Raw genomic sequence first — 24982 nt, 5'->3', positions numbered from 1 at the left:
GCAGTAAGCATAGCGATTATTTCCCGGCGCAAAGAAAAATCATTCCGTAGTCGTCGCCATTGCGCCGGGACAGCCGCAGCCGCGGCCTTTATAATCATCGCCATTACCTTTGCATCCGGGAGTGTCATGCGCCTAATCCACACCTCTGACTGGCATCTTGGCCAGTACTTTTTCACCAAAAGCCGCGCCGCCGAGCACCAGGCTTTTCTGAACTGGCTGATCGAACAGATCGAACAGCAGCAGGTGGATGCGCTGATCGTCGCCGGGGATCTGTTCGATACCGGTTCGCCGCCCAGCTACGCCCGTGAGCTGTACAACCGCTTCGTGGTGGAACTGCAGCGCACCGGCTGCCAGCTGGTGGTGTTGGGCGGCAACCACGACTCGGTAGCGACGCTGAACGAATCGCGGGAACTGCTCTCTTGCCTGAACACCACGGTGATCGCGAGCGCGCAGGGCTCCCTTGAGCAGCAGATCGTGGTGCTTAACCGGCGCGACGGCCAGCCGGGCGCCGTGCTGTGCGCCATTCCTTTTCTGCGGCCGCGCGATCTGCTCACCAGCCGCGCCGGCGAATCCGGCGCGCAGAAACAGCAGGCGCTGCAGGAAGCCATCGCCGAACATTACCAAGCGCTGTATCAGGCGGCCTGCGAACGCCGCGAGCGGCTGGGCCTGCCGCTGCCGATCGTCGCCACCGTCCACCTGACCACCGTCGGCGTCACCACCTCCGACTCGGTGCGCGACATCTATATCGGCACCCTCGATGCCTTCCAGGCGCAGGCCTTCCCCCCTGCCGATTACATCGCGCTGGGCCACATTCACCGCGCGCAAAACGTCGCCAAGTCGGAACATATTCGCTATAGCGGCTCACCGATTCCGCTCAGCTTCGATGAACTGGGCAAAGCCAAAAGCGTCTTCCTGGTGGATTTCGCCGACGGCACCCTGCAGCAGGTAGAAGCGTTAACGATCCCGCAGTTCCAGCCCATGCAACTGATCAAAGGCGATTTGGCCGAAATCGAACGGCAGCTGCAGCAATTTGCCGACTATGCCGGCGAGCTGCCGGTGTGGCTGGATATCGAAGTGGCGACGCAGGACTACCTCAGCGATATCCAGCGCCGTATCCAGCTGATGGCGGATGAGCTGCCGGTGGAAGTGGTGCTGCTGCGGCGCAGCAAAGAGCAACGCCGCCAGGCGATCGCGCAGCAGGACAAGGAAACGCTGAACGAGCTGAGCGTCAACGAGGTGTTCGAACGGCGCCTGGCGCAGGAGGCCGACATGCCCGAAGCGCGCCAACGGCGGATGCATCAACTGTTCCGCCAGGTGGTCGATGCGGTGCAGCACAATCCTGAGGAGACCCACCCATGAAGATCCTCAGCCTGCGGTTAAAAAACCTCAACTCGCTGCAGGGCGAGTGGAAAATTGACTTCACCGCCGAGCCGTTCGCCAGCAACGGCCTGTTCGCCATTACCGGCCCGACCGGCGCGGGCAAAACCACCCTGCTGGACGCCATCTGCCTGGCGCTGTACCACCAGACGCCGCGTCTCAACGTCACGCCGAGCCAGAATGAACTGATGACCCGCCACACCGCCGAATCGCTGGCGGAGGTCGAATTCGAGGTCAAGGGCGTCGGCTATCGCGCCTTCTGGAGCCAGCGCCGCGCCAAAAACGCGCCGGACGGCAATCTGCAGGCGCCGAAGGTCGAACTGGCGCGCCGCGAGGACGGCAAGATCCTGGCGGATAAAGTGCGCGATAAGCTGGAGATCACCGCGGCCATCACCGGGCTGGACTTCGGCCGCTTCACCAAATCGATGATGCTGTCTCAGGGGCAGTTCGCCGCGTTCCTCAACGCCGACGCCAACGATCGCGCCGAGCTGTTGGAAGAGCTGACCGGCACCGAAATCTACGGGCGGCTGTCCGAACAGGTGTTCGAATCCCACAAGCAGGCCAAAACTGACCTGGATGCGTTGCACCAGCGCGCCAGCGGCATCGAGCTGCTGAACGATGAACAGCGCCACTCCCTGACGGAACGGCTGACGGCGCTGAGCGCGCAGGAAAGCGCTCTCGGCAAGCAAACCCAGCAACAGCAACAGGCGCTGAGCTGGCTGCAGCAATGGCAGCGCCTCCAGCAACAGCAAAACGAGGGGCAACGGCGGCTGGAAACCGCCCTGCGCGAGCAGGCCGAGGCCGCCCCGCAGCTGCAGCGGCTGGCGCTGAGCGAACCGGCCGAGAAATTGCGGCCGCTGCGCGGCGAACGCGATCGCTGCCGCGCCGAGCTGCAGACGATACAACAGCAGGCAGCCCAGCTGACGCAGCAACAGGAGCAGCACTCGGCGCAGCTGGCGCCGCTGCAGCAGGCGGTGGAAAAGGCCCGTCTGGCGCAGCAAGCCCATGCCGAGCATATGCGGCAACAGCAACAGCTGATCGATGACCAGGTCGCCCCGCTCGACCATCAGATCGCCCAACTGCAGTCGACGCAGGCCGAGCGGCGACAGGCCGGCGATGCCGCCGCGCAGCAGTGCGCCCAGCAGCAGACCGCACTGGAGCAGCTCACCGCCCAGCGCAGCCAGCTGACGGCGCAGGCCGCACAGCATCAGCAGCAGTTGAACGCGCTGATCGAAGCGCTGGCCGCTCAACGGCAACGGCAGCAGGTGCTGGAGGCACAAACCCCGCTGGCCCCGCTGCGCCAGCGCCTGAGCGCCCTGGCGGATCTGCGCCCGACGCGCCAGCAGTTATTTACGCTCGCTTCTCTTTACCGTCAGACCCGCGAGCGTCTGGCCCGGCAACAGGCGGAGCACGCCGAGCGGCAAACGCAGCTCGCCGGGCTGCAACACCAGCTGGAGAACGCGCGTCAGCAATTCAAACAGCACAAGGCGCAGCTGCAGGAAGTGGAGCGGATCCACGAGCTGGAAAAACGCATCGTCAGTCTGGAAGCGGAGCGCGCCCTGTTGCAGAGCGGCGCACCCTGCCCGCTGTGCGGCTCCACCAGCCACCCGGCGGTGGAGCAATATCAGGCGGTGCAGCCTTCGGCGACGGAACAACGCTTGGTTGAGATGCGCACCCTCGCCGAGAAACTGCAAACCCAGGGCACCGAGCTGCGCACCCGCTGTGAAGGCCTGCAAGAGCAGCAGCAACGCCAGCAGCAGGCTATCGCGCAGGATGAGCAGCAGCTGGCTGCCCAACAGCAGCAGTGGCAGCAGCTCAGCGCACCGCTGGCATTCGACTTTACCCTGGCGGAGGGCGAGCAACTCAGCGCCTGGCTGAGCGGCTGCGACGACGAAGAGCGGCACGGGCAGCACGCACTGCAGCAGCATGAACAGGCGGCGCAGGCGGTACAACAGGCAAAAGACGCGCTCGCCGCTCTGCAAACGCAGCAGCAACAGGCGCAGCAACAGCTGGCGTTGCTCGAAGAGCGCTTTACGCTGCTGCAGAAAACCCACGCCGACAGCCTGCAACAGCAGCAAGACCTGCTTCAACGCTGGCAGGAAGGCGAGAAGACCCTCGCCGAGCGGCGCGCGCAGCGGCTGGCACTGTTTGGCGAACAGCGAGTCGCCGAGGTGCGGGAACAGCTGCGCGCCAAACAAACCGCCTGTGAACAGGCCAGCTTACAGGCCGCCGAGCAGTGGCAAAAGGCGCAGGAACTGCGCGAGCGCCTGGCCGGCCAGCAGGCCGGGTTGCAACAACAGCACGCCCAAATGCAGGAACGGCTGCAACAGGCGGAGCAGCAATGGCAGCAGGCGCTGGCCGACAGCGAATTCGCCGATGAAACTGCCTTCGCCGCCGCGCTGCTGGACGACGCCCTGCGCCGCGAATTGCAGCAGCGCAAAGAGCAGCTGCAACAGCGGCAGGTAGAGGCTGCGGCCCTGCTGGCTCAGGCGACGCAAACGCTGGAGCAGCATCGGCAGAACCGCCCGGAAGGGACGGATGAAGCCAACGCGGATCTCGACGCACTCACCCAATCGCTGGCCGAGCTGGCACAGCAGTTGAAGGCGCTGCAGCTGAGCCAGGGCGAGCTGCGCAACCAGCTGGAAAGCGACGCCGCCCGCCGTCTCAATCAACAGGCGCTGTTCGAGCAAATCGCCCGCAGCCAGCAAGACTACGACGACTGGAGCTACCTCAACCAGCTGATCGGCTCGAAAGAAGGCGACAAGTTCCGCCGCTTCGCGCAGGGGCTGACGCTCGATCATCTGGTTTATCTGGCCAACCTTCAGCTCGGCCGGCTGCACGGGCGCTACCTGCTGCAGCGCAAAACCAGCGACGCGCTGGAGCTGCAGGTGGTGGACACCTGGCAGGCCGACGCGCTGCGCGATACCCGTACCCTGTCCGGCGGCGAGAGCTTCCTGGTCAGCCTGGCGCTGGCGCTGGCGTTGTCCGATCTGGTCAGCCACAAAACCAGCATCGACTCGCTGTTCCTCGACGAAGGCTTCGGCACGCTGGACGCCGAAACCCTCGATACCGCGCTGGATGCACTGGACAGCCTGAATGCTTCCGGTAAAACCATTGGCGTGATCAGCCACGTCGAGGCGATGAAAGAGCGCATTCCGGTGCAGATCAAAGTGAAAAAGGTCAATGGGCTCGGCGTCAGCCGGCTGGAGGCGCACTTCAGGCTGGAATGATCCCGCCGTGCGCGGCACAGAAGTGTGACCGCGGCGGCACTCCGCGGTGAAAAGCGTTGAGCCGCGGCGAGCACGGGTTATTATGCAGGCATAACAGGATTGTTACTGTATCCCCTCCGCCGCTCAGGCCGCAGGACAGAAACATAAAATACAGGCAAAACCTGACGCCCGGGATCGCTTCCGGGCGTCAGGTTTTTTCGTTTTCAGGATGCTGAAACACCGGGAAAGACCATGAAAATCGCTAAAATACTCAATAATAACGTGGTGATTACGCTGGACGACCGTCAGGAAGAGACGGTGGTAATGGGAAAAGGAATCGGCTTTAAAAAGAAGCCCGGCGACACGCTGGACGAAAGCCTGATCGAAAAGGTGTTCACCCATAACGGCGGCGAAATCGCCGAGCGTTATAAAGAGCTGCTCTCCGAGATCCCGCTGGCCTGCGTCACCACCGCCGACAAGATTATTACCCTCGCCCGCGAACGGCTGCCGGGCAAGTTGCATAACATCGTCTACATCACGCTGACCGACCACATCCATTTCGCTCTGCAGCGCCACGCGGAAGGGTTGGATATCAAAAATGCGTTGCTGTGGGAGATTAAAAAGCTCTATCCGGCCGAGTTCGCCGTCGGCCTGGAGGCGCTGGCCCTGATCGCCCAACGGCTGAATACCGCGTTGCCGGAAGATGAAGCCGGATTTATCGCCCTGCACCTGGTCAACGCCCAGCTTAACGACGAGATGCACAATACGCTGCACATCACCCGCGTGATGCAAGAGATCCTCAACCTGGTCAAATACCACTTCCGCTTTGATTACAACGAGGAAGCCCTGAGCTACCACCGTTTCGTCACCCATTTGAAATTCTTCGCCCAGCGCCTGCTGGGGAAAAACTACGTCGACAGCGACGACGACTCGCTGTATCAGGTAGTGAAAGAGAAATACCGTGAGTCATTCGCCTGCGCCGGCAAGATCAACCGCCACATCGAAAAGCACTATCAGCATCAGCTCACCACGGAAGAGATGATGTTCCTGACCATTCATATCGAACGGGTGCGCAGCGAAAGCGAGGAAAAACCGGCTTAACGGCGGGCGTCCGCCACCCGCACGCCGTACTGCGGAAACACCGCGTCGGCGGAGATCAGCGTGAGCCCCTCGGCCTGCGCCTGTGCGATCAGCATGCGATCGAAAGGATCCTGATGATAGGGTGGCAGCTGCCCGGCCTGTTGGCAGTGAAAGGCGTCCATCGGCAGCGCCAGAAAATCTTCGGCCTCGATGATCGCAAAGATGTCTTCCGGCAGCGCCAGCTTGCCCAGCGCCTGTTTGATCGAGATCTCCCAAATGCTGGCCGCGCTGACGTACACCGCATTGCCCGGATCGGCGATCTGCCTTTTGGCGTTTGCGCCCAGGCAGGCGTCATCAATCAGCCACCACAGCAATGTGTGGGTATCCAGCAGCAGACGCTTCATTCATCGCCCTCAAACAGCGCCGCAATGACCGCATCCCCCGCGTTGAAATCCGCCGGCACGGTGAACTTGCCTTTGGCGGCACCGGGGCGGCGCGCTTCGCCTTGGATGGCGACCAACTGTACGTACGGCTTCCCTGCTTTTGCAATAATCACGGTTTCTCCCTCCGCGGCTCTGTCCGCCAGCTGGCTCAGATTGGATTTGGCTTCGTGCATATTGGCCTGAATTGCCATACGCGTCCTCCTTAGCTAAGTTAGCTAAAGCATAAAGCGCCGTCCAGTTTTTGTACAGTGAGTCGTTTAAAGCGCGAGCAGGCTCGCGCTTTGTTGCAACGCTTAGCGCTGCTGTTGCGGCCACAGCCAGGCCGCACCGCGTACGCCGCTGGAGTCGCCGTGAACCGCCTTGCGGATCGGCGTTTCACACTCGCCGCCAAATACCCAACCTTTCACCCTTTCAGGCACCGTGCGGTACAGGCGATCCACGTTGCTCATGCCGCCGCCGAGCACCACCACGTCCGGATCCAGAATGTTGATCACGTGCGCCAACGCTTTCGCCAGCCGCATTTCGTAGCGCACGATCGCCTGCTCCGCCAGCGCATCGCCCCGCTCGCTCAGCGCCATGATCTCGTGCCCTTGCAGCACGCTGCCGCTCAGGCGCGCATAGTCGGTGGCGAAACCGGTGCCGGAAATAAAGGTTTCGATGCAGCCCGGCTTGCCGCAGTAGCACGGCACTTCGCGGGCGTAACGCAGCTCATCGTCATCCTGCCACGGCAGCGGATTGTGGCCCCATTCGCCGGCGATGCCGTTGCCGCCGGAATGCGCCTGGCCGTTCAGCGCCACGCCGGCGCCGCAGCCGGTGCCGATAATGACCGCAAACACGGTTTGCGCGCCGGCGCCGGCGCCGTCGGTGGCTTCCGACACCGCCAGGCAGTTGGCGTCGTTGGCGATACGCACCTCGCGCGCCAACAGCGCCGACAGATCCTTGTCCAACGGTTGGCCGTTGAGCCATACCGAGTTGGCGTTTTTCACCCGCCCGGTAAACGGCGACAGCGTGCCGGGAATGCCGATCCCGACCGATCCCTGTTCACCGGTATGATCTTCCGCCAGTTTCACCAGCCCGGCGATCGCCGCCAGGGTTTGCCCGTAGTCATGGCGCGGCGTGGCGATACGATGGCGGAACAGCTCCCGCCCGTCGTCCGCCAACGCAATCACTTCAATTTTTGTCCCGCCCAAATCGATGCCAATACGCACGTTTTTTTCTCCTCGATGCAGCGCAGCGTTGCCACAGCCTAATGTAAGCGCGCGGATGAATCACCTGTTTCCCTCTCCCCGGCCAGGCCTTTTCCGCCGCGTACGGCGACGCAATTCGGAGAGAATGGGGCGATTTTTCAGCGTCAATTCGTTATCATGCCGCCCTGCTTTTGACGAATCAGCGTGCCGAACGCACGCCCAGCCAGGGATAACATTATGCTGTGGTTTAAGAATTTGATGGTTTACCGTTTGAGCCGCGAAGTGGCGTTAAACGCGGATGAAATGGAAAAACAACTCAGCGCGTTCGCCTTCACGCCGTGCGGCAGCCAGGACATGGCGAAGACCGGCTGGGTCTCCCCGATGGGCTCGCACAGCGATGCGCTGACGCACGCGGTCAACGGCCAGATCGTCATCTGCGCGCGCAAGGAAGAGAAAATCTTGCCGTCGCCGGTCATCAAGCAAGAGCTGCAGGCCAAGATTGAGCGCCTGGAGGCGGAACAACACCGCAAACTGAAGAAAACCGAGAAAGACGCGCTGAAGGACGAAGTGCTGCACAGCCTGCTGCCGCGCGCGTTCAGCCGCTTCAATCAGACCTTCATGTGGATAGACACCGTCAACGATCTGATCATGGTCGATGCCGCCAGCGCCAAACGCGCCGAAGATACGCTGGCGCTGCTGCGCAAGAGCCTCGGCTCGCTGCCGGTGGTGCCGCTGACCATGGAAAGCCCGATCGAACTGACGCTGACCGAATGGGTGCGTTCCGGCGAGATGCCGGCCGGCTTCGCCATTCAGGATGAAGCGGAACTGAAAGCGATTCTGGAAGAAGGCGGCGTGATCCGCTGCAAGAAACAGAATCTGATCAGCGACGAAATCGCGGTGCATATCGAAGCCGGCAAGCTGGTGACCAAACTGGCGGTGGATTGGCAGGAGCGCATTCAGCTGATGCTGTCGGACGACGGCTCGCTCAAGCGCCTGAAGTTCGCTGACACGCTGCGCGAGCAGAATGACGATATCGATCGCGATGACTTCGCTCAGCGCTTTGACGCCGACTTTATCCTGATGACCAGCGAGCTGGCGGCGTTGATCAAAAACACCATCGAAGCGCTCGGCGGCGAAGCCCAGCGTTAATCCCGCCGCAGAAACGACCAGGGCCCAGCATCTGCTGAGCCCTGCGATCCCCTCACGAACAAAATTTATTTGCTCAGGTAACGGCACAGATAGGCGGTCGCGTCGGCCACCTGCAGGTTGAATTCGCTGTGCCCCGGCACGAAGAACTTCTCGCCCGGCGTAAACACCTGCCAGTCCGGCGCGCCCGGCAGCAGCACTTTCAACGCCCCGGTGATCACCGTCATTTCTTCCGGTTGTGCGGTGGAGAAGGTGTATTCCCCCTCTTCCATCACGCCCACGCTGGTAAGACCGATGCTGCTACTGTCAAAACCGATAGACTTCACTTTTCCGGCAAAATACTCATTCACTTTCAGCATAGACTGGCACCCGCGTAATCATCTTGATGGAAAATCCATATTGGGGGATTGCGGTTGATCTGTCACTGGTTTTTCGCGCGAAATGCGATCGCGACGCAGGGTAAACCTGCGGCCGGGACGCTTACCGGCAAATGGGCGGATAGCGGAATAAAGTCGGAGCGCAGCGTAAGGCGGGGCAAGCGGCGAGATCCGCGCTGAAAAATGGCAAGGGCGTCGGTTTCCAAACCATAAACAGGAAACCGGCCTGGCGCCGGTTTCCGCCGGGCTGCAGGTCAGAGCTCTAACGCCTCGTCCTCATAGCGATGCTTGGCGTCGAGCGCTTCCTGCTCGGTTTCATGTTCACTGAGCAGCGTATTCGGCTCAATGTCGTCGGTGCGCACTTCAAAACGGCGCAGATGCAGGTTCGGGTCGCCCCGAAACACCTCTACGACGCGGGCGCTCCGTGGATAAGCAGGTTGATCATTTTCGCGCATGCCGTTCTCCCGTGTGTTTCACACAGTAGCAAGTATAGCAGCCGCCCTCATTCCGACACGCGCGAGCCAAGATCGCGATCGCCGGGGGCGCCCGCCAACAGCTCGGTCAGTTCGTCACAGGCGCAAATGCGGCCCTCACGCACGGTGAAGTGCGCCAGCACCCGCACGCGGCTGCAGGCGCCATCGCGCTTTTCCAGCTCGACCAGATGGTGGGTCAGCACCGCCTCGCCCTGCGCCGCCGCCGCGATCACGCTCAGCGTCATGCGGCGGGTTTGCCGCTTCAACAGCGCCATGTGTTGCTCAAACTGCTCGAAGTTCAGCACCTTGCCATCCACCTGCTGGCGGTAGTCTGCGCTGAAACGGGCGGCGAGCTGCGTCGGCCGGTGCTCCGGGCTGGCGACGACCAGCTGCAGCGTATCGAGTACCAGATCCAGTGGGGTAAGTTGAGTCATCACGTTTCTCCGAAATAGGGTGAACGACGATCCTATCCCGGTCCGACGATGGCATAATAACCACATCAAGACTTTCAATAACGTTAAACGGCCAACATGACGCAGATCCGCAGCCAACGCCTTCAGCATGAAAAAAAGCACCTGACGCCCTGGCACCGGCACGAAAGCGGCCAGATCTATCTCTTGACGCGCGGCATGCTGGCAATGGAACTCCCGGGCCGTCAATGGGCGATCGCCGGCGGTACGCTGGGCTGGCTGCCGCCGGGATGCGCCCATCAGGCGCTGGCCTGCGGCGACGTGGCGGGCTGGAGTCTGTATCTGCCGGTGAAAAGCGTGCCGGAGATGCCGCCGCAGCCGCAGCTGTTCACGGCCTCTGCGCTGTTGCAGGCCCTGGTGGAGCGCATCGCGCAGTTCCCCGCCGGCCCGCTGAGTGCGCCGCAACGGCGGCTGCTGCAGGTGCTGCTGGACGAAATGCACGCGGCAAGCCGCGCCCCTTTGCAATTGCCGCTGCCGCAGGACACCCGGTTGCTGAACATCGCCCGGGCGCTGCTGAACGATCCCGCCAGCCTGCGCAGCCAGTGCGACTGGGCCGCCTGGGCCGGGCTCAGCCCGCGCACCCTGAGCCGCCGTTTTCTGCAGGAAACCGGCATCAGCTTCGCGCTGTGGCGCCAGCAGGCGCGGGTATTGCGTTCACTGGAGGGATTATCACGCGGCGAAGCGGTCAGCGAGGTGGCCGACGCCTGTGGCTATGACAACGTCAGCGCCTATATCGCCGCCTTTCGCCGCCGCTTCGGCGTCACGCCCGGGGCGTACTTTGCGCCGGCTCGGCAAACGGAATAAGAAAACGGGCGCCCAGCGCCCGAAGAGAAGAAAGGGTTACTTCACCGTCTCACGCGGCAGCACCGCGAGGATTTGTTCCACCACCCGCTGCGGATCGGCGGCGCCGTCTATCACGTAATGCGCGGCGTCCTGATACAGCGCTTCGCGCGCTGCCAGCACCTCGAGCATCTCCTCGGCGATCGGCCTGCCGGTGAGCGTCGGGCGCTGCGCATCTTCCGGGTACTCTGCCAACCGCTGCGCCAACACGCTGGCCGGCGCGCGCAGGTAGATAACGGTGCCATGCTGACGCATAAACTGACGGTTCTCCTCCGCCAGGATCGCCCCGCCGCCGGTGGCAACTATAGTTGACGGCCTGGTCACGGTTTGCAACGCGATGGTCTCACGGCGGCGGAACCCCAGCCAGCCCTCGCGCTCGACCATTTCCGCCACGCTCATCTGCGCCGCCTGCTGCATAAACAGATCGGTATCGACGAACTGATAGCCCAACGCCAACGCCAATGCGCTGCCTACCGTGGTCTTGCCGGCTCCGCGAGCGCCTATCATGAACAGGGTTTGTGTCATTACGGGTTGTCCCTTATGCGGTGACTTGAGTGCATTGCATACCAAAATATCGAGCGGGTGCGATGGCGTGGTGGCAGCATCATACCCTGCCCGCTCTGTATTTCAATATTTACGATAGTGTAAATTCCATGGCACAGCGACTGCCGGCGGCAAAGCCATGCGCCAAATCCTCATCCAGGTGCCGCCGCAGGGCGGCCGTGAGCCGCGCGTCCTCGAGCGGCCGAAATCCCAGCCGCCGGTAGTAAGGCGCATTCCACGGCACCTCGATGAAGGTAGTGAGCGTCAGGCGGCCGGCCCCCTGCCGTTTGGCCTCTTCCGCCACCGCGCCGATCAGGCGACGGCCGACGCCCTGCCGCTGCCAGGTGCCGGCGACCGACAATTCGGCGATGTGCCAATCGCCCCCCTGAACCTGCACGGCGATAAAACCGGCGCACTCGCCGTTGTCGCTTTCCGCCAGCCATTCACGGCGTTCGGCAATAAACGCGGCATGCTGCTGCGGGGCCATCACCTCGCCTTCGGCGATAAAGCGCCACTCCGGCTGCTGGCGAAACAGCTGCGCCGCCGAACGTTCAACCGCCATCAGATGCACGATATCCCGCTGCTGCGCCAAACGAATCTGCAGGCTCATGGGTTCTCCTTAACGTTGGGGCGGTTATTTAAGCAAATTTCACCGCCCGTAGCTTAGAAATCGATACTGCCGCGCAGCACCACCTCACGCGGTTCCCCCACCGCCACGCGCAAATTGCCGCCGCTGGACGGGTAGTAGGTTTTATCAAACAGGTTCTTCACGTTCAGCTGCCATTTCACCCGATAGCCGTTGATCGGCATGGTGTAAGCGGCGAACGCATCAGCAACGGTGTAATTATCCAGGGAGAAGCTGTTGGCAGCGTCACCCGGGCGGCGTCCTACGTAGCGCGCACCGGCGCCAATGCGTACCTCATCGCCGCTGTAGAAACCCGGGCTGCCCAGGTTCTGGGTCAGGAACAGCGAGGCGGTGTGGCGCGCCACGTTGGTCATCTCTTTCCCTTTGTTGTCCGGATCGTCCACCACCCGCGCGTCGGTATACGCATAGGAGCCGATCAGGCTCAGCGAATCGGTGAGGTTACCGGCTACGTCCAGCTCCACACCCTGCGAACGCACGCGCCCGGCGGTGCGCGTCACGGTTTCGCCCTCCACCAACTCATTGACCATCACGTTGCGCTTGGTGATGTCGAACAGCGCCAGCGTGCCGGTGACGCCGTTCGGCAACGCCAGCTTGCCACCGACTTCCCACGACTTGCCCTGCTCCGGCGGCAGCGAACCAATTTGGGTGGCGATGGAAGAGTTCGGCTTGAACGACTCGGTATAGCTGCTGTACAGCGACACATAAGGCGTCAGTTTGTAGACCACCCCGGCGCGCGGCACCAACTTGCTGTCCGAGCTGTCGGTATTGGCCTGGAACGGCCGCCCCTTGCCGGCATAGACATCGAAAGCGTCGTAACGCAGCCCGCCCATCACCAGCCATTTATCGGTTAGCTGGATGGAGTCCTGCATAAACCAACCGTAGCTGGTGAGGTTTTCCCGCTGGTCGCTGTCTTTGGCGCTGACCGCCGTCGACGGCGGCATCAGGCCGTATACCGGATGATAGATATTGAAATCGCTGTTCTTTTTGCCGCGGATCATGTCGCCGCGGTAGGTGCGGTTATCTTCAAAATCGAAGCCGAACAGCATCTGGTGGTTGATGCGGCCCCAGTCCACGTCGCCATTGAGCGTCAGCTGCACCGCGTTGGCGTGGCTGACGGCGTTGGCGGTCGAGTCGGCCTGGCGGCTCAACACGCCGCTCACCGGGTTCAACGACGTGGCGCGCGCCTGGTTGTCGCTGTAGCTGTTGCGGCTGTAGGCGTAGGTCAGCGAGCTTTTCCAACGCTCGTTGAGCGTTTGATCGATCTGCAGAGTGACGCTGTCCTGATCGCCGCGGGTGGCGTTATAGGCTTCGTCGAAACGGCGATCGCGCGGCGTATTCACCGGTTTGCCGTTGCGCGAATCGATAATGGTGCCGCGATCGAACGGCACCAGATATTCCATATGTTCATAGGCCAAGCGCACGGTGGTGTTCTCGCCGTACCACATCAACGACGGCGCGATCACCGTCTGGCGATTGCGGCCAAAGTTGCGCCAGTAATCGGTTTCATCGTGATCGACGATCATGCGATAGGCAAACCCCGACGTACCGAGCGGCCCGGTAACGTCAAGCTGGCCGCCGCCGCCGTTGAAGCTGCTGCCCCAGCCTTCCACGTGGGTATGCTGCTGCAGCTGGGGCTTTTTGGTGATCATGTTGATCATCCCGCCCGGCTCGCCCATGCCGTACAGCATCGAGGCCGGCCCCTTGAGCACCTCCACCCGCTCGGTGGTCGGCGTAAAGTTGCGCGCCTGCACCGAGCGCACGCCGTCGCGCAGAATGGAGCCGTCGCGGTTGTCGCCGAAGCCGCGTTTCATGACCGCGTCCTGGGTGCCGCCCAGCGTGTTGGCCTGGGTAATGCCGCTGACGTTGTACAGCGCTTCGTCCAGGCTGCTGACCGCCTGATCGGTAATCACCTGCTGCGGCACCACGTCGATCGCCTGCGGCACGTTCAACAGGTTGGTTTCGCTGCGGGTGCCGGTGACGCTGGTCAACGGCTGATAGCTCTGCACGCCGTCGGCATCTTTGCGGCCGACCACGACCAGGCTCTCTTCCTGCGGCGCGGCTTTCTCCGCCGCCCACGTCGGCGATGTCGCGCAGGCCGCCAAAGGCAATGCGCACCACCAGCCGCGCTTGTTGTTATTCATTATCTAACTGACTCCAATAGGTCCCTGAAAAAGGTAACGGCAAAAACTGCTGATACAGCTGTTGGAAGGTCTGCTGCGGGTTAATGTCGGCGAACAGATCCGGGTAAAACGCTTTGGCGAACATCTCGACCAGCACCACGTGGTACGGGCTGAGGTAAAAGTTGTGCCAGACGCTCCAGGCGCGGTGATGCTTCACCGCCTGCAGGCTGGCCAGCATCGGCTGTGTGGCGATCAGCCGACGGAAGCTGTCGGCGGCGTCCTGTTGGCTGACCTGCGGCCCGAGGCGCAGATCGGACAGCCGCTTGCCCTGCGGCCCGGCCATGCCGGTGGCGAGGTAAACGTCGGGGTTGGCGCTCAGGATGGTTTCCGGGTTCAGCTCGCCGTACACCCCTTTGACGCTGGCGTTGGCGATGTTGTCGCCGCCGGCGAAGGTCAGCAGATCGCCGAGGTTGCCGTGCGCGGCGGTGGTGCAGCAGGTGTCACGCCGCCCCAGATGCAGGTGCAGCATCACTTTGGGCTTCGGCCCCTGATAGCCCGCCAGCCGTTGCCGGATCACCGCCATATGCTGCTGATAAAATTCGATGAACTGCTCGGCGCGCTGCTGGCGATTGAGCACTTCGCCCAACAGCCGCACGCTCGGCACGGTGTTGTTCAGCAGATCGATGCGCAGATCGACGTAGATCACCGCCACGCCGGCCTTGTTCAGCGCGGAAACCAGCAGATCGTTGTCGCCGTCTTCACGCGCGTAGCGCGCCAGGATCACCAGATCCGGCTTCAGCTGCAGCAGGCTTTCAATATTGACCTGGCGGAAATTATTGCCGCTGATAATGGGGATCGCGGCGATCTGCGGGAACTTCTGCGTATAGAGCTGCCAGCTTTGCGCATCGAACCGCGCCAGATCCGCCGGCCAGCCGACGATGCGCTGCGCCGGGTTGCCCGGCTCCAGCAGCGCCAGCGTATACAGCATGCGGCTTTCCCCCACCACGATGCGCTGCGGGTTGTCCGGCACCACGACCTGGCGGCCGGTGATATCGGTCACCGTCTTCGCCTGAGCGGAGAACACGCCGAAGCACAGGGAAAGCAGCAGTAAAATGAGTGAATTGCGCATGATTGAGCCGACACGGGGGAAATAGTGTGCGCATGATAATCACTCTCATTAGCACTTGCAATCCTGCACGGCGATTGCCAAAAGAAATCCGGGAAATGGCGCCGGGCGCACGGCGAAACATGGCGAAACCGCTAAAAGAGCGGCTTTAAAAAGTTAAAAAAATGGCGGGGAAATCGGTTAAATAGAGCGGAAACCACCAAAATAGAGAGACATCCATGGGTCAACGCATTATTCCGCTGTCGGAGTGCCCGCAGTTTGCCGATGTGTGCGCCGCCTGGGCCTTCGGCCAGTGGGGCTCACAGCACGGCGGATCGCTGGAGCGCACCCAGCAGCGCTTCGCCCAATGCAGCCGGCCGAGCGACGATCATCTGACGTTGATGATGATCGACGGCGATCGCCCGGTGGGCATGGCCAGCCTGTGGCCCAGCGACGATCATCAGCGCCACGATCTCACCCCGTGGCTGGCCGGCGTCTTCGTGCATCCCGATCACCGCCGCAAGGGCATTGCCCACCGCCTGGAGATGGCGATCGTCGAAGCGGCGCGGCAGCGCCATCATTCGATTTTGCATCTCATCACCGACAAATCGGAAGCGCTGTACGCCGGCTGGGGTTGGCAGCCCCTGGAACGCCGGCGGCAGTATGACGAAGACGTGGTGGTGATGGTGAAAACGCTGTAGTTAACGTGGCGTACAGACATACACCAGCGCCGGCGGGAAATTGCGCACCACCCGCAGGCGCTTCCAGTGAAAATAGCAGGACAGCAATTTTTCCGACAGGTGGCTGTATTGGAACAGCACCAGCGTGCCGTTGCGCGCCAGCAGCCGCTGCCGGGCCTGCTGAAGAATGCGCACGCTGATCCTGACCGGGATCGAAAGCAGCGGCAGGCAGGAAAACACCACGTCGTAATCCGTGGCCATTTGGGTCGCCGAATGGGCCATCACCTGCAGCCGCCGATCGTCTATCCCCCGTAGCCGATGCACGAAATGCGGTTGGATCTCGAAAGCCTCCAGCCCCGCATCGGCGCGCATTCGTCCCAGAATGCGTTTGGTCAATACGCCGTCCGCCGCCCCCAGCTCCGCGATCGACAGCGCCCGGGTCCATTCAACCTGGTTCAGCATCGCCTGGCACAGCCACGGGGAAGAAGGCGCCAGCGTACCGACGGTGCGCGGTGAAGCCATAAATTGCTGCAGGTAAGCGAAGTGATTCATCAGTTGCAGCCGGGTCGCATTTAACATTGAGGCCTCCTTGGGTTAAGCCCTCAATGTGAGCCGAATTTCTTAAGTATTTATTAACATGATTCCGAAAGCGGCGGACACAGTTGTAATAAAATGCAACCTCAGCCGCAGCGGAAAAATGAAAAACGGCCGTAATAATGACCTGAAAATAAGCCGCCCACGTGCGCCCTATCAGATAATTATTACGACCGTTTATTTTATTGGCCACGTTGCCGTAGCCAGAGAGTAAAAAGCCAACGCTTAGCGATAAATTTCCGCATTGCCGCGCCAGTTGCTGGAATCCCCGGGGGTGTCCAGGCCGATAATGCGGTAATGGCCGGCGCCGTCCGCCGCGGCTTTTTCTTTCAGGGCGTGAATGGCGTCATGCGGTGAGCCGCTAATGCCGGAAACCGACACCACACCGAGGCTTTGCAGATTGGCGGCCTGTTCGCTGTTGACCTGTTTCACCGACGACAGCGGCGCGGCGAAAGTGGAGAAGGAAGCGGCGGCGATCAATACGGCTGCGATGCTTGGGATAAGTTTCATGATTGACTCCAGGTGTTCTTGTTTATTAGCTCGTTGTCAGTGATGTTAATTATCCGCTAGCCAATGAAAACGGACGTCATGCAACGTAAAGAACATCAATCATTGTGAGGAGAATAAGGAGGAAATGAGAGCGGGTGTGTATTTTCAGGCGAGAATGACTTTATAGGCTTCACCTTACCCCTATTTGATGAACAATTAAAGACGGCGCGTGATAAAGAATGCGCGCCGCGTCTATTTAAGATTTTTTACCCGCCGGAGCGCGCTGAGCTACGCTGAATTTTGTGGCTTACCCTTTTAAGGAAGAACGCTTATGTCGCAAAACCTGCTGCGTGTGCGTGACGGTCAGGGCGCGTCGGTCTCATTTTCCGAGCTGCTGTTCGATCTGATCTACGTTTTCGCCGTGACCCAACTTTCCCACTATCTGTTGCACCACCTGACGCTGACCGGTGCGCTGGAAACCCTGCTGCTGTGGTTCGCCGTCTGGCTGGCCTGGCAATACACCGCCTGGGTCACCAACTGGTTCAATCCGGATACCCGTCAGATCCGCCTGCTGCTGTTCGCTATCATGCTGCTGGGGCTGTTCGCCGCCGCCGCACTGCCGCAGGCGTTCGGCGAGCGCGGCCTGATCTTCGCGCTGTTCTATGTCGCCATTCAGGTCGGGCGCTCCGTCACGGTGCTGCGCCTGCTGGTGCCCGGTCATCCGTTAAAACGAAACTTTCACCGCATTCTCGGCTGGCTGTGCATCTCCGCCGTCTTCTGGATCGCCGGTGGGCTGGCGGAAGGCAACGCCCGCCTGGCGCTGTGGGCGGTCGCGGTCTTGTGCGAATACGTCTCGCCGATGTTCGGCTTCCGGCTACCGGTGCTGGGGCGCTCGGACAGCAGCAGCGAATGGAGCATCGAGGGTCACCATCTGGCGGAGCGCTGCCAGCTGTTCGTGATCGTGGCGCTGGGGGAAACCATTCTGATCACCGGCGCCACCCTGAGCGAGATGGAAAGCTGGAACCTGCCGGTGCTCATCGCCTCGCTGGTGGCCTTTCTCGGCAGCCTGGCGATGTGGTGGATCTACTTCGACACCAGCAGCAAAGCCGGCAGCCACGCCATCAGCCAGGCGGAAAACCCCGGCCAGCTGGGCGCTTACTTCCATTACGTGCACGTCGCGCTGGTGGGGGCGATCATCGTCTGCGCCGTGGCCAACGAGCTGGTGATCACCCATCCCGACGGCCGCATCCAAAACGCCACGGCGGCGGTGTTGCTGCTCGGGCCGGCACTCTACCTGTTCGCCAACGCAATGTATAAACGGCTGGTGTATCATCGCTTCCCGCTGTCACACCTGGTGGGGCTGCTGGCGCTGGCGGTATTGGCCCCCGTCGCCTATTTAACCGATCTGCTGATGGTCAATGGCCTGACGACGCTGATCATGGTGGTAGTGGCGGTGTGGGAGAGCATCTCGCGCGGCAGAGCGCCGCGGCGGCACGCGGAAGCCTGAAGCAAACGGGGACGTCACCGCCCCCGCTGTGAGATTGATGACAAACCTCATGCCATTGCCGGGTTTGCAGAGAGCAGCGGATAAAAAAACAAGGAAAATCAATTTATTGATTTTCGGCTGATGGCCACAAAGGAGGAAAAACCACGTTTTTTCCTCCTTTGTCAACGGTCTGACGGGGGCGCTATCGCCCCCGCTGTCTCACTTCAAGGGATGCGGCAAGGTGAGCACCCAGAGCTCGCTCAGCGACTCCGGCTGCTCCAGCGGGCGCAATTCGATACGGGCGTTGGTCTTGTCGCCGTCGAGGCTCAGCCGCCCTTCTTTCTCCAGCTGATAATCGCCGATTTTCTTGCTTTTTGGCGATGCGTCCACCAGCTTGGCCTGCAGGCCGAAATCGTTGTCATTAATCACCGCCAGCGTGCGATCGTCGATCAGCGCCAACCCTTCCGCTTTCTCCTGGCGCCAGCCCAACTGGCGCAGATCCGCCACTTCCCGTTTCTGCGCCAGCTTCACGCCGCGTTTAGCGAGATCTTTCGCATCGTCGAACTCCAGCGCTTTACCCTGGCCGTCAAACGCGCTCAGATCGCTGGCCTGCGCGAGATCCACCAGATAGATCTTGTTGATCATCGTCTTATCTTTACCGGTTCCCTGTTCAATCAACAGGATGCGCTGGTTGTCCAACGCCACGACATCGCCAATCTTGGCGTCTTTGGCTTTTTTATAGCTGTCGATATCGATGGGATAGCCGTACATAGCGGTTTTGCCACTGCGCGGATCGAAGCTCACCAGCCGGGTAAACTGCGCCTTGTTTTTGCTTTTGCCATCGACATCCAGCGTGCTCTGCACCGCCGCCAGAATGCGCCCGTCCGGCATCCGGGTCAGCCCCTCAAAACCGCGGTTGGGCTGGCGCCACTTCAGGATGTTCGGCAAACCGCCCGCCACCGCCTGCTCGCCGGCCTGCGGCGTTGGGCCGTATTTGGCGAGAATTTTACCTTTGCCGTCGATATGGATCAGAAACGGACCGTACTCATCGCACAGCCAATAGCCGCCGTTGCCGTCACCGGTCACCCCTTCGGTATCCAACCCGCGGCGATCGCCGGACAGCGGCTGCAACGCGTCGTTCAACGCCACTTCGTTCGTGGAACCAATCAGCTCGCCCGGCAACGGCAGCCCGCTAATCGGCCCTTTTTCGTCATGCAAGGGCCGTGCATTCTCGGCCACGGCCTTGCCGCCGCCGATACGAATGTCCATCAACAGAGGCACGAATTGTGGGTTGGCGAAAATTTTGGCTTCTTGCTTGCCCACCGCAGGGGCATCGGCATTCGGGCCGCGATCGGTCAGCGTCGTCAGCACCAGATCGTCGCCCCGCTTGCTATTGAACGTCAGCCCGGAGCCGATCCCCACCGGTAGCCCCTGCGGGAAATTCTTGGCGAACGCCCCCTGATAGGCGACGCGTTCCCCGCCGGGGAAGCCGACCACATAACGCGCCACCTCAATATCTGCAGCGTAGGTGAATACAGGAAACAGTGAAGCCAACAGCAGGGAGAGCGATTTTATTTTCATGTTTTTTACCCGAGGTTGAACGAAGCGTTATCAGGCAGAAGAAGATATTAATTTAGCATGACACTGAGATGACAACAGGCGTTTGGTCAAATGTACACCAGGCAATAAGGTTGGCTGGCAAATAGAAATTAGCAATTAACCTGAGCATATTGAATGGAGAAAACGGCTGGAAAAAACTGTCCGGAAATAGCCCGCTATTTTGCTTAGGGTAAATTCTTATAGCAAAGATAAAAAAATCGGCAAACGCACGTCAACACGGTGAAAAACGGCGCTTTTCTCATAGACAAAATAAAATGCCGGGGATTTAATACCGCCGTTATTCAAGGTGCATTAAGAAAATTCTATAGAATATCTGCATGAACTGAAAAAGCTGTTCTATAGTTTTTAGTGCTAACGCCCGTTAGTCTATTCCGCAGGATGGAATCTATGTCAAAGCGACTTTTTGCTGAATTTTTTGGCACATTTTGGTTGGTGTTTGGTGGTTGTGGTAGCGCAGTATTGGCAGCGGCATTCCCACAGCTGGGTATTGGTTTCCTCGGCGTCGCGCTCGCTTTCGGTCTGACCGTGGTGACGATGGCCTATGCCGTCGGCCATATTTCCGGCGGGCATTTTAACCCGGCGGTTACCGTTGGCTTATTCGCCGGCGGCCGTTTCGCGGCGAAAGACGTGATCCCTTACGTTATCGCACAGGTGATCGGCGGTATCGCCGCAGCGGCGGTGCTGTATTTGATCGCCAGCGGCAAAGCCGGTTTCGACGCCACCGCAGGCGGTTTCGCCTCCAACGGTTACGGCGAACACTCGCCAGGCGGCTACTCTCTGCAAGCCGCAATCGTGATTGAGCTGGTGCTGACCGCCTTCTTCCTGATCGTTATTCATGGCGTGACCGACAAGCGCGCGCCGGCAGGCTTTGCCCCGCTGGCTATCGGCCTGACGCTGACGCTGATCCACCTGATCAGCATTCCGGTGACCAACACCTCCGTCAACCCGGCGCGCAGCACCGGCGTAGCGATCTTCCAGGGCACCTGGGCGCTGCAGCAGCTGTGGGTGTTCTGGCTGGTGCCGCTGGTCGGCGGCATTATCGGCGGCCTGATCTACCGCTGCCTGCTGGAAGACAAAAAATAAGCGCATCGCAGCCGATAGCGTTTCATGGGGCAGCCTTCATCGGCTGCCCCGTTGTTTTCAGCCCTTCGTCACGTCAAACATCATGATATCGCTGGTAAAGGAGCCGTCCGGCTGAATGGCGAAGTGCGCCGCGACCTCCTGCGACACGCTTTGCTGCAACGCGCGGATCGCGGTAACGAAATGCGCCGGCGTGCGCATGCGCGCCACCCAGCTGCCGAACTCCAGCATCAACCGATCCGACGTCACCTCGCGCACCACCAACCCGGCCTCGGTCAATAACGCCAGCCACTCGCCCGGCGCATAGTTGCGCACGTGTGAGGTGTCGCGCAGCACTTCCACGGTTTGCAGGTAGGTATCCAGCAGCGGATGCCCCGGCGAGACCACGTCCATGAAGATCGCTCTGCCGCCCGGCTTGAGTACCCGCTTGACCTCACGCAGCGCCTGGCCGACATCGTGCCAGTGGTGCGCCGAATAGCGGCTGATGACCAGATCGAAGCCGGCGTCCTCAAACGGTAAAGACTCCGCCACGCCCTGCTGCAGCTGAATGTTACTCAGGCCTTTTTCCGCCGCCGCCTGCTCCACCACCGCCAACATTTGCGCCGACAGATCGTAGGCCACCACCTGCGCCACCCTGGCCGCCGCCGTGAAGCTGGCGTGCCCGGCGCCGCAGCCCAGATCGAGCAGGCGCGCGCCGGCGTGCGGTTCCAGTAACTGCGTGAGGCGTTGCAAATCCTTGCCCTGCGCGTGCACCGCGCTGGTTAAGTAGGCGTTGGCCTGCTCGCCGAACTGCCGGTCTACCGCGTTTTTATGGCTGTTGCTGATGCTCATGTTTGCTCCCGTTATTATCCGGCTTGCGCCTGTGCCTGAAGGCTTTCGGCTACTATAATCAGGCTACTATACGGGTACAATATGAGCAGTTATCCTGGTATAAATAGGTACCACGCTATGTCATCAGAAGCCTTATCCGGGCCAAAGGCCCTCGGCGCATTCCTGCGCGCGCACCGCGAGCGCATCACGCCGGAAATGCTCGGCCTGCCCAGTTCCTCGCGCCGCCGCACCAGCGGCCTGCGGCGCGAAGAGCTGGCGCAAATCAGCGGCATCAGCGCCACCTGGTATACCTGGATCGAACAGGGGCGCGAGGTGTCCATTTCCCCCTATACGCTGGCACGCATCGCCAAGGCGCTGCGGCTCGGCCCGGCAGAGCGTCACTACCTGTTTACCCTGGCGCGCGTCGCCGATCCCGAGCAGGAAACGCACCGCGAAACCGCCAACGATGCGGTGCTGCAGAGCGTGCACCAGATGACGGTGCCCTGCTACCTGCTGGACGTGACCTGGAACGTCGTCGCCTGGAACCCGCAGGCGGCGGCGCTGTTCAGCGGCTGGCTGGATGTGGCCAACAGCCCCAACCTGCTGCACTTCATGTTCTTCCACCCATTGGCGAAAACGCTGGTCAGCGATTGGGAAGAACGTGCCCGCCGCGTGGTGGCCGAGTTTCGCGCCGAGACCAGCCATCACCAAAACACCGAAGAGATGCGCGCCTTCGTGCGGAACATGACGCACAACAGCGCGGACTTTAATCACTGGTGGAAACAGCATGACGTGATGGCGCGCGAAGGCGGCGAGCGCGCGTTCGAGCACCCTCAGCAAGGAGCGCTGCGCTATCGCCAGCTCACCTTCCATCCGGCGGAGCACGGCGGGCTGAAGCTGGTGATGCTGATCCCGCTGCCGTAATTGGTAACAAATTCATAGACAGGTTTACCCGCCATTTATTTATTGGTTCATGCAAACGCGCTAGGGTGATTGCTACCGATGACAACGATCATCCAGCACCGTTATTTATCTCCCGAGGTACGCCTATGCAATCCGAAGAACAACGCCTTATCGATGGTCTGTTTGGCCGCCTGAAAGAAGCCGAGACCAAGACAGGCCCACGGGATCTCCAGGCAGAGCAGCAAATCAATCAGCATATTCGCGAGCAGCCTTCCGCCCCTTATTACATGGCGCAGGCAATGATCATTCAGGAAGCGGCGCTCAAACAGATGGACCAGCGGGTCAAAGAGCTGGAAGCCCAGGTCGCGCAGCTGCAGCAAACCGCCAACGGCCAACAGAGCAGCGGCGGCTTCCTGGCCGGCCTGTTCGGCGGCGGCAGCCGCAGTACGCCAAGCCCGCGTGAACAGTATCAGGCGCAGCAGCAAAATACGGCGGCCTGGAACAACGCGCAGCAAGGGGGCTACTCACAGCCGCAGCAGCCAGCCTATGCCCAACCGCAGCCGGCGGCTTCCTGGGTGGGGCTTTGCAAACCGCGGCGGGCGTCGCCGGCGGCGTGGTATTGGCCGACATGCTGACCGGCATGTTCCGCCATTCGCAACCGCAGGAAATCGTGAATATTATCGAAGAAAACCCGGCGCCGCTGGACGACAGCGCGATGCGCAATTTCGACGCCTCCAACAACCTTGATACCTTCAACAACGGCGACGGCGGCAGCTTCCTGAATCAGGACAACGGCTTCCAGAACGCCAACTACCAGGATGACACGGACTACGCCGACGACGATTACAACGACGACGACTCCTTCCTGTAATGCCCCTCTCCCCCTCTCACCCGCAGAGGGGGATTTCCCGTTTCGCCGATCTGGACTACAGTGAACGCTGTTCATTGATCCGGCCGGGAGAAACGATGCCGAGCTTTAATCCTTCAGCCCCGTACTTCAGCGAGCGCCTGCAGATGCGGCCGCCGGTGATGGCGGACCTCGAACGTTTCTACGCCATCTTTGGCGATCCGCAAACCCAACGCTTCAACCCCGCCGGCCCGCTCACCAGCGAAGCGCAGGCCGCTTCGGCGCTGCAGGAGCGGCTCGCCGTCTGGCGGCAACACGGCTACGGCTCCTGGGCGCTCGCCCTGCGCGAACGGCCGGATTGGGTTATCGGTTTTGGCGGCTTGTCCTGGAAGCCGCTCGGCGCGCAGCGCACCGTTAACCTCGGCTATCGCTTCGACACCCGGGTGTGGGGCAGGGGGCTGGCCACCGAGATGGCGCTGGCTTCACTGCAATACGGGTTTGTCGGTTTGGAGCTGGGTGAGATTTCTGCCATTGTGCGCGCGGAGAATCAGGCTTCGTGGCGGGTGCTCGAAAAGATTGGCATGCAGCGGGTGGATACGCTGGATGACGTGCCCGGCGCAGCGCCGAGCCTGGTGTATACGCTAAAGCGCGGCGACTATCAGGGCTGATCGTCGCTGATTTTGGCCAACGCCATGCGGTAAGATTTGACCTTCTGACGTTTTTTCAGCCAGGTGGCGGTAGAAACGATGAACACCGTGCCCGACATCGCCAATACGCCGGTCGGGTGGCCGTAAAACACCATCAAGGCAAAGTACACGGCGGAAACGATCGCCACCCATTTCGCCGTATTGCCCATGTCGTTCTTCTCCTGGGTCAAACGGCGGATGTGCTCTTCTTCACTGATTCCCATACGCGCTCCTTGTTGGCTGAACGTTCCATTATATGGAGCTGGAGTGCTGATATTTCAAGCGGTTGGATGGTAAAGAAGCGTAAAGCTCAGGCCGGCGGTTCCCGCCGCTTGGGCAGATAGCGCCCGGGCTGGTCGGCGCCCGGCAAACCGGTGCCGTCGTTGCGGCCAAACAGCCGGTAGCGATTGCCGGCGACCGCATCGTAGACCTTGTCCGCCAGCCGCTGCGGCAGGTAACGCGCCAGCGCCAGCACGCGGTACGGCCACCCCAATTGGCGCAACGCCTGGAACAGCGCCGCCGAACGCAGCCAATAACGCCCCTGCTCAACATAGACCACGGAATCGAAACGGTCGGTCGGCAACCCAAACGCCTGCAGGATCGCCTGCCCTTCGACGGATTGCACCGTCGCCAACAGAATGCGCCGCTGCCGATCGGCGCGAATAAGATACCTCACTAGCCCGTGACACAGATTGCATTCGCCGTCGAACAACAGCGCGCACTCGCCGGGCTGGAGATAGGGCAGTTGTGCTAAAAGGGTCATCCCGCCTC

Annotated in this window: 26 protein-coding genes and 1 pseudogene; 11 read left to right on the top strand and 16 right to left on the bottom strand. The window is 61.1% G+C overall.

The features are described from left to right. Window positions 1–126 precede the first annotated feature (126 nt). The 3 genes from sbcD (at window position 127) to licT (ending at window position 5687) form a co-directional block, all read left to right on the top strand. Window positions 127–1359, top strand: coding sequence for an exonuclease subunit SbcD (sbcD, locus tag C3F38_RS07165; protein WP_103767402.1), 1233 nt, complete (start codon window positions 127–129; stop codon window positions 1357–1359). Next, window positions 1356–4607, top strand: coding sequence for an exonuclease subunit SbcC (gene sbcC, locus C3F38_RS07160; protein ID WP_048232823.1), 3252 nt, complete (start codon window positions 1356–1358; stop codon window positions 4605–4607). Before sbcD ends, sbcC begins: the two co-directional genes overlap by 4 nt. Window positions 4608–4838: 231 nt before the next feature. After that, window positions 4839–5687, top strand: a complete 849-nt coding sequence (gene licT / locus C3F38_RS07155; RefSeq protein ID WP_038873223.1) for a BglG family transcription antiterminator LicT — start codon at window positions 4839–4841, stop codon at window positions 5685–5687. On the opposite strand, the gene C3F38_RS07150 is transcribed toward licT, so the two are convergent. From C3F38_RS07150 to mak, 3 genes are all read right to left on the bottom strand, one after another. Continuing rightward, on the bottom strand, window positions 5684–6070 hold the full coding sequence (locus C3F38_RS07150) for a type II toxin-antitoxin system VapC family toxin (RefSeq protein WP_038873221.1): 387 nt from the start codon (window positions 6068–6070) through the stop codon (window positions 5684–5686). The two genes, licT and C3F38_RS07150, sit on opposite strands and share 4 nt — an antisense overlap. Beyond that, window positions 6067–6300, bottom strand: a complete 234-nt coding sequence (locus C3F38_RS07145; protein WP_038873218.1) for a type II toxin-antitoxin system Phd/YefM family antitoxin — start codon at window positions 6298–6300, stop codon at window positions 6067–6069. The genes C3F38_RS07150 and C3F38_RS07145 overlap by 4 nt, the downstream gene beginning before the upstream one ends. Window positions 6301–6402: 102 nt before the next feature. Further along, a complete protein-coding gene (gene mak / locus C3F38_RS07140) occupies window positions 6403–7317 on the bottom strand; it encodes a fructokinase (RefSeq protein WP_038873216.1) in 915 nt (304 codons plus the stop codon). A 216-nt stretch (window positions 7318–7533) separates the two neighbouring features. Between mak and rdgC the strand changes: the two genes are divergently transcribed. Next, window positions 7534–8445, top strand: coding sequence for a recombination-associated protein RdgC (rdgC, locus tag C3F38_RS07135; RefSeq protein WP_004940461.1), 912 nt, complete (start codon window positions 7534–7536; stop codon window positions 8443–8445). A gap of 65 nt (window positions 8446–8510) precedes the next feature. Here rdgC and ppnP read toward each other — a convergent pair whose 3' ends face one another. The 3 genes from ppnP to C3F38_RS07120 all read right to left on the bottom strand — a co-directional run bounded on the left by ppnP (window position 8511) and on the right by C3F38_RS07120 (window position 9726). Further along, a complete protein-coding gene (ppnP, locus tag C3F38_RS07130; protein WP_004940463.1) occupies window positions 8511–8801 on the bottom strand; it encodes a pyrimidine/purine nucleoside phosphorylase in 291 nt (96 codons plus the stop codon). 272 nt (window positions 8802–9073) lie between these two features. Further along, window positions 9074–9274, bottom strand: coding sequence for a YaiA family protein (locus C3F38_RS07125; protein ID WP_004940491.1), 201 nt, complete (start codon window positions 9272–9274; stop codon window positions 9074–9076). Between the two features lie 47 nt (window positions 9275–9321). Further along, entirely contained in the window at window positions 9322–9726 is a 405-nt protein-coding gene (locus C3F38_RS07120; RefSeq protein WP_047728756.1) for a nuclear transport factor 2 family protein, read from the bottom strand. A 96-nt stretch (window positions 9727–9822) separates the two neighbouring features. Between C3F38_RS07120 and C3F38_RS07115 the strand changes: the two genes are divergently transcribed. Then, complete coding sequence (locus tag C3F38_RS07115; protein WP_055312063.1) at window positions 9823–10566, top strand: AraC family transcriptional regulator; 744 nt, start codon at window positions 9823–9825, stop codon at window positions 10564–10566. A gap of 36 nt (window positions 10567–10602) precedes the next feature. On the opposite strand, the gene aroL is transcribed toward C3F38_RS07115, so the two are convergent. The 4 genes from aroL to C3F38_RS07095 all read right to left on the bottom strand — a co-directional run bounded on the left by aroL (window position 10603) and on the right by C3F38_RS07095 (window position 15040). After that, window positions 10603–11127, bottom strand: coding sequence for a shikimate kinase AroL (aroL, locus tag C3F38_RS07110; RefSeq protein ID WP_047728758.1), 525 nt, complete (start codon window positions 11125–11127; stop codon window positions 10603–10605). 109 nt (window positions 11128–11236) lie between these two features. Then, window positions 11237–11755, bottom strand: coding sequence for a GNAT family N-acetyltransferase (locus tag C3F38_RS07105; protein WP_055317010.1), 519 nt, complete (start codon window positions 11753–11755; stop codon window positions 11237–11239). Between the two features lie 53 nt (window positions 11756–11808). Then, complete coding sequence (locus C3F38_RS07100; protein WP_055317009.1) at window positions 11809–13932, bottom strand: TonB-dependent siderophore receptor; 2124 nt, start codon at window positions 13930–13932, stop codon at window positions 11809–11811. Next, entirely contained in the window at window positions 13925–15040 is a 1116-nt protein-coding gene (locus tag C3F38_RS07095) for an ABC transporter substrate-binding protein (RefSeq protein WP_055317008.1), read from the bottom strand. Before C3F38_RS07095 ends, C3F38_RS07100 begins: the two co-directional genes overlap by 8 nt. Before the next feature lie 215 nt (window positions 15041–15255). Here C3F38_RS07095 and C3F38_RS07090 point away from each other — a divergent pair, with 215 nt between their 5' ends. Then, the gene (locus C3F38_RS07090) at window positions 15256–15717 is read left to right on the top strand and encodes a GNAT family N-acetyltransferase (protein WP_055317007.1); all 462 of its coding nucleotides are present in this window, start codon (window positions 15256–15258) and stop codon (window positions 15715–15717) included. Here C3F38_RS07090 and C3F38_RS07085 read toward each other — a convergent pair whose 3' ends face one another. Then, a complete protein-coding gene (locus tag C3F38_RS07085; RefSeq protein WP_055317006.1) occupies window positions 15718–16275 on the bottom strand; it encodes a class I SAM-dependent methyltransferase in 558 nt (185 codons plus the stop codon). A gap of 240 nt (window positions 16276–16515) precedes the next feature. Further along, complete coding sequence (locus tag C3F38_RS07080; protein WP_038873191.1) at window positions 16516–16800, bottom strand: YdgH/BhsA/McbA-like domain containing protein; 285 nt, start codon at window positions 16798–16800, stop codon at window positions 16516–16518. 310 nt (window positions 16801–17110) lie between these two features. Between C3F38_RS07080 and C3F38_RS07075 the strand changes: the two genes are divergently transcribed. Beyond that, window positions 17111–18286 (top strand): low temperature requirement protein A, encoded by a 1176-nt coding sequence (locus tag C3F38_RS07075; protein ID WP_055317005.1) that lies wholly within the window; start codon window positions 17111–17113, stop codon window positions 18284–18286. A gap of 198 nt (window positions 18287–18484) precedes the next feature. Here the strand turns inward: C3F38_RS07075 and C3F38_RS07065 are convergent, their stop codons facing one another. After that, on the bottom strand, window positions 18485–19846 hold the full coding sequence (locus C3F38_RS07065; protein ID WP_048232809.1) for an esterase-like activity of phytase family protein: 1362 nt from the start codon (window positions 19844–19846) through the stop codon (window positions 18485–18487). 426 nt (window positions 19847–20272) lie between these two features. Between C3F38_RS07065 and aqpZ the strand changes: the two genes are divergently transcribed. Next, window positions 20273–20968 (top strand): aquaporin Z, encoded by a 696-nt coding sequence (gene aqpZ, locus C3F38_RS07060; protein WP_004940529.1) that lies wholly within the window; start codon window positions 20273–20275, stop codon window positions 20966–20968. Window positions 20969–21025: 57 nt separating this feature from the next. Here aqpZ and C3F38_RS07055 read toward each other — a convergent pair whose 3' ends face one another. After that, a complete protein-coding gene (locus C3F38_RS07055) occupies window positions 21026–21796 on the bottom strand; it encodes a class I SAM-dependent methyltransferase (protein ID WP_055312114.1) in 771 nt (256 codons plus the stop codon). Window positions 21797–21913: 117 nt separating this feature from the next. On the opposite strand from C3F38_RS07055, the gene C3F38_RS07050 reads away from it, so the two are divergent. The 3 genes and pseudogenes from C3F38_RS07050 (at window position 21914) to C3F38_RS07040 (ending at window position 24193) form a co-directional block, all read left to right on the top strand. Continuing rightward, window positions 21914–22699: a helix-turn-helix transcriptional regulator gene (locus C3F38_RS07050; protein WP_038873182.1), complete on the top strand. Its 786-nt coding sequence runs from the start codon at window positions 21914–21916 to the stop codon at window positions 22697–22699. A 125-nt stretch (window positions 22700–22824) separates the two neighbouring features. After that, window positions 22825–23549 (top strand): annotated as a pseudogene (locus C3F38_RS07045) (DUF2076 domain-containing protein). Window positions 23550–23644: 95 nt separating this feature from the next. Next, entirely contained in the window at window positions 23645–24193 is a 549-nt protein-coding gene (locus tag C3F38_RS07040) for a GNAT family N-acetyltransferase (RefSeq protein WP_038873177.1), read from the top strand. Here C3F38_RS07040 and C3F38_RS07035 read toward each other — a convergent pair. Together C3F38_RS07035 and C3F38_RS07030 are read right to left on the bottom strand one after the other, a co-directional pair. After that, window positions 24184–24435, bottom strand: a complete 252-nt coding sequence (locus C3F38_RS07035; protein WP_055317004.1) for a hypothetical protein — start codon at window positions 24433–24435, stop codon at window positions 24184–24186. The two genes, C3F38_RS07040 and C3F38_RS07035, sit on opposite strands and share 10 nt — an antisense overlap. Window positions 24436–24521: 86 nt before the next feature. Beyond that, window positions 24522–24974: a thiol-disulfide oxidoreductase DCC family protein gene (locus C3F38_RS07030; protein WP_055317003.1), complete on the bottom strand. Its 453-nt coding sequence runs from the start codon at window positions 24972–24974 to the stop codon at window positions 24522–24524. Between the last annotated feature and the right edge of the window lie 8 nt (window positions 24975–24982).

Source organism: Serratia sp. SSNIH1 (assembly GCF_002935055.1).
Taxonomy (GTDB): Bacteria; Pseudomonadota; Gammaproteobacteria; order Enterobacterales; family Enterobacteriaceae; genus Serratia; species Serratia nevei.
This window is presented reverse-complemented; position numbering and strand designations above follow the sequence as displayed.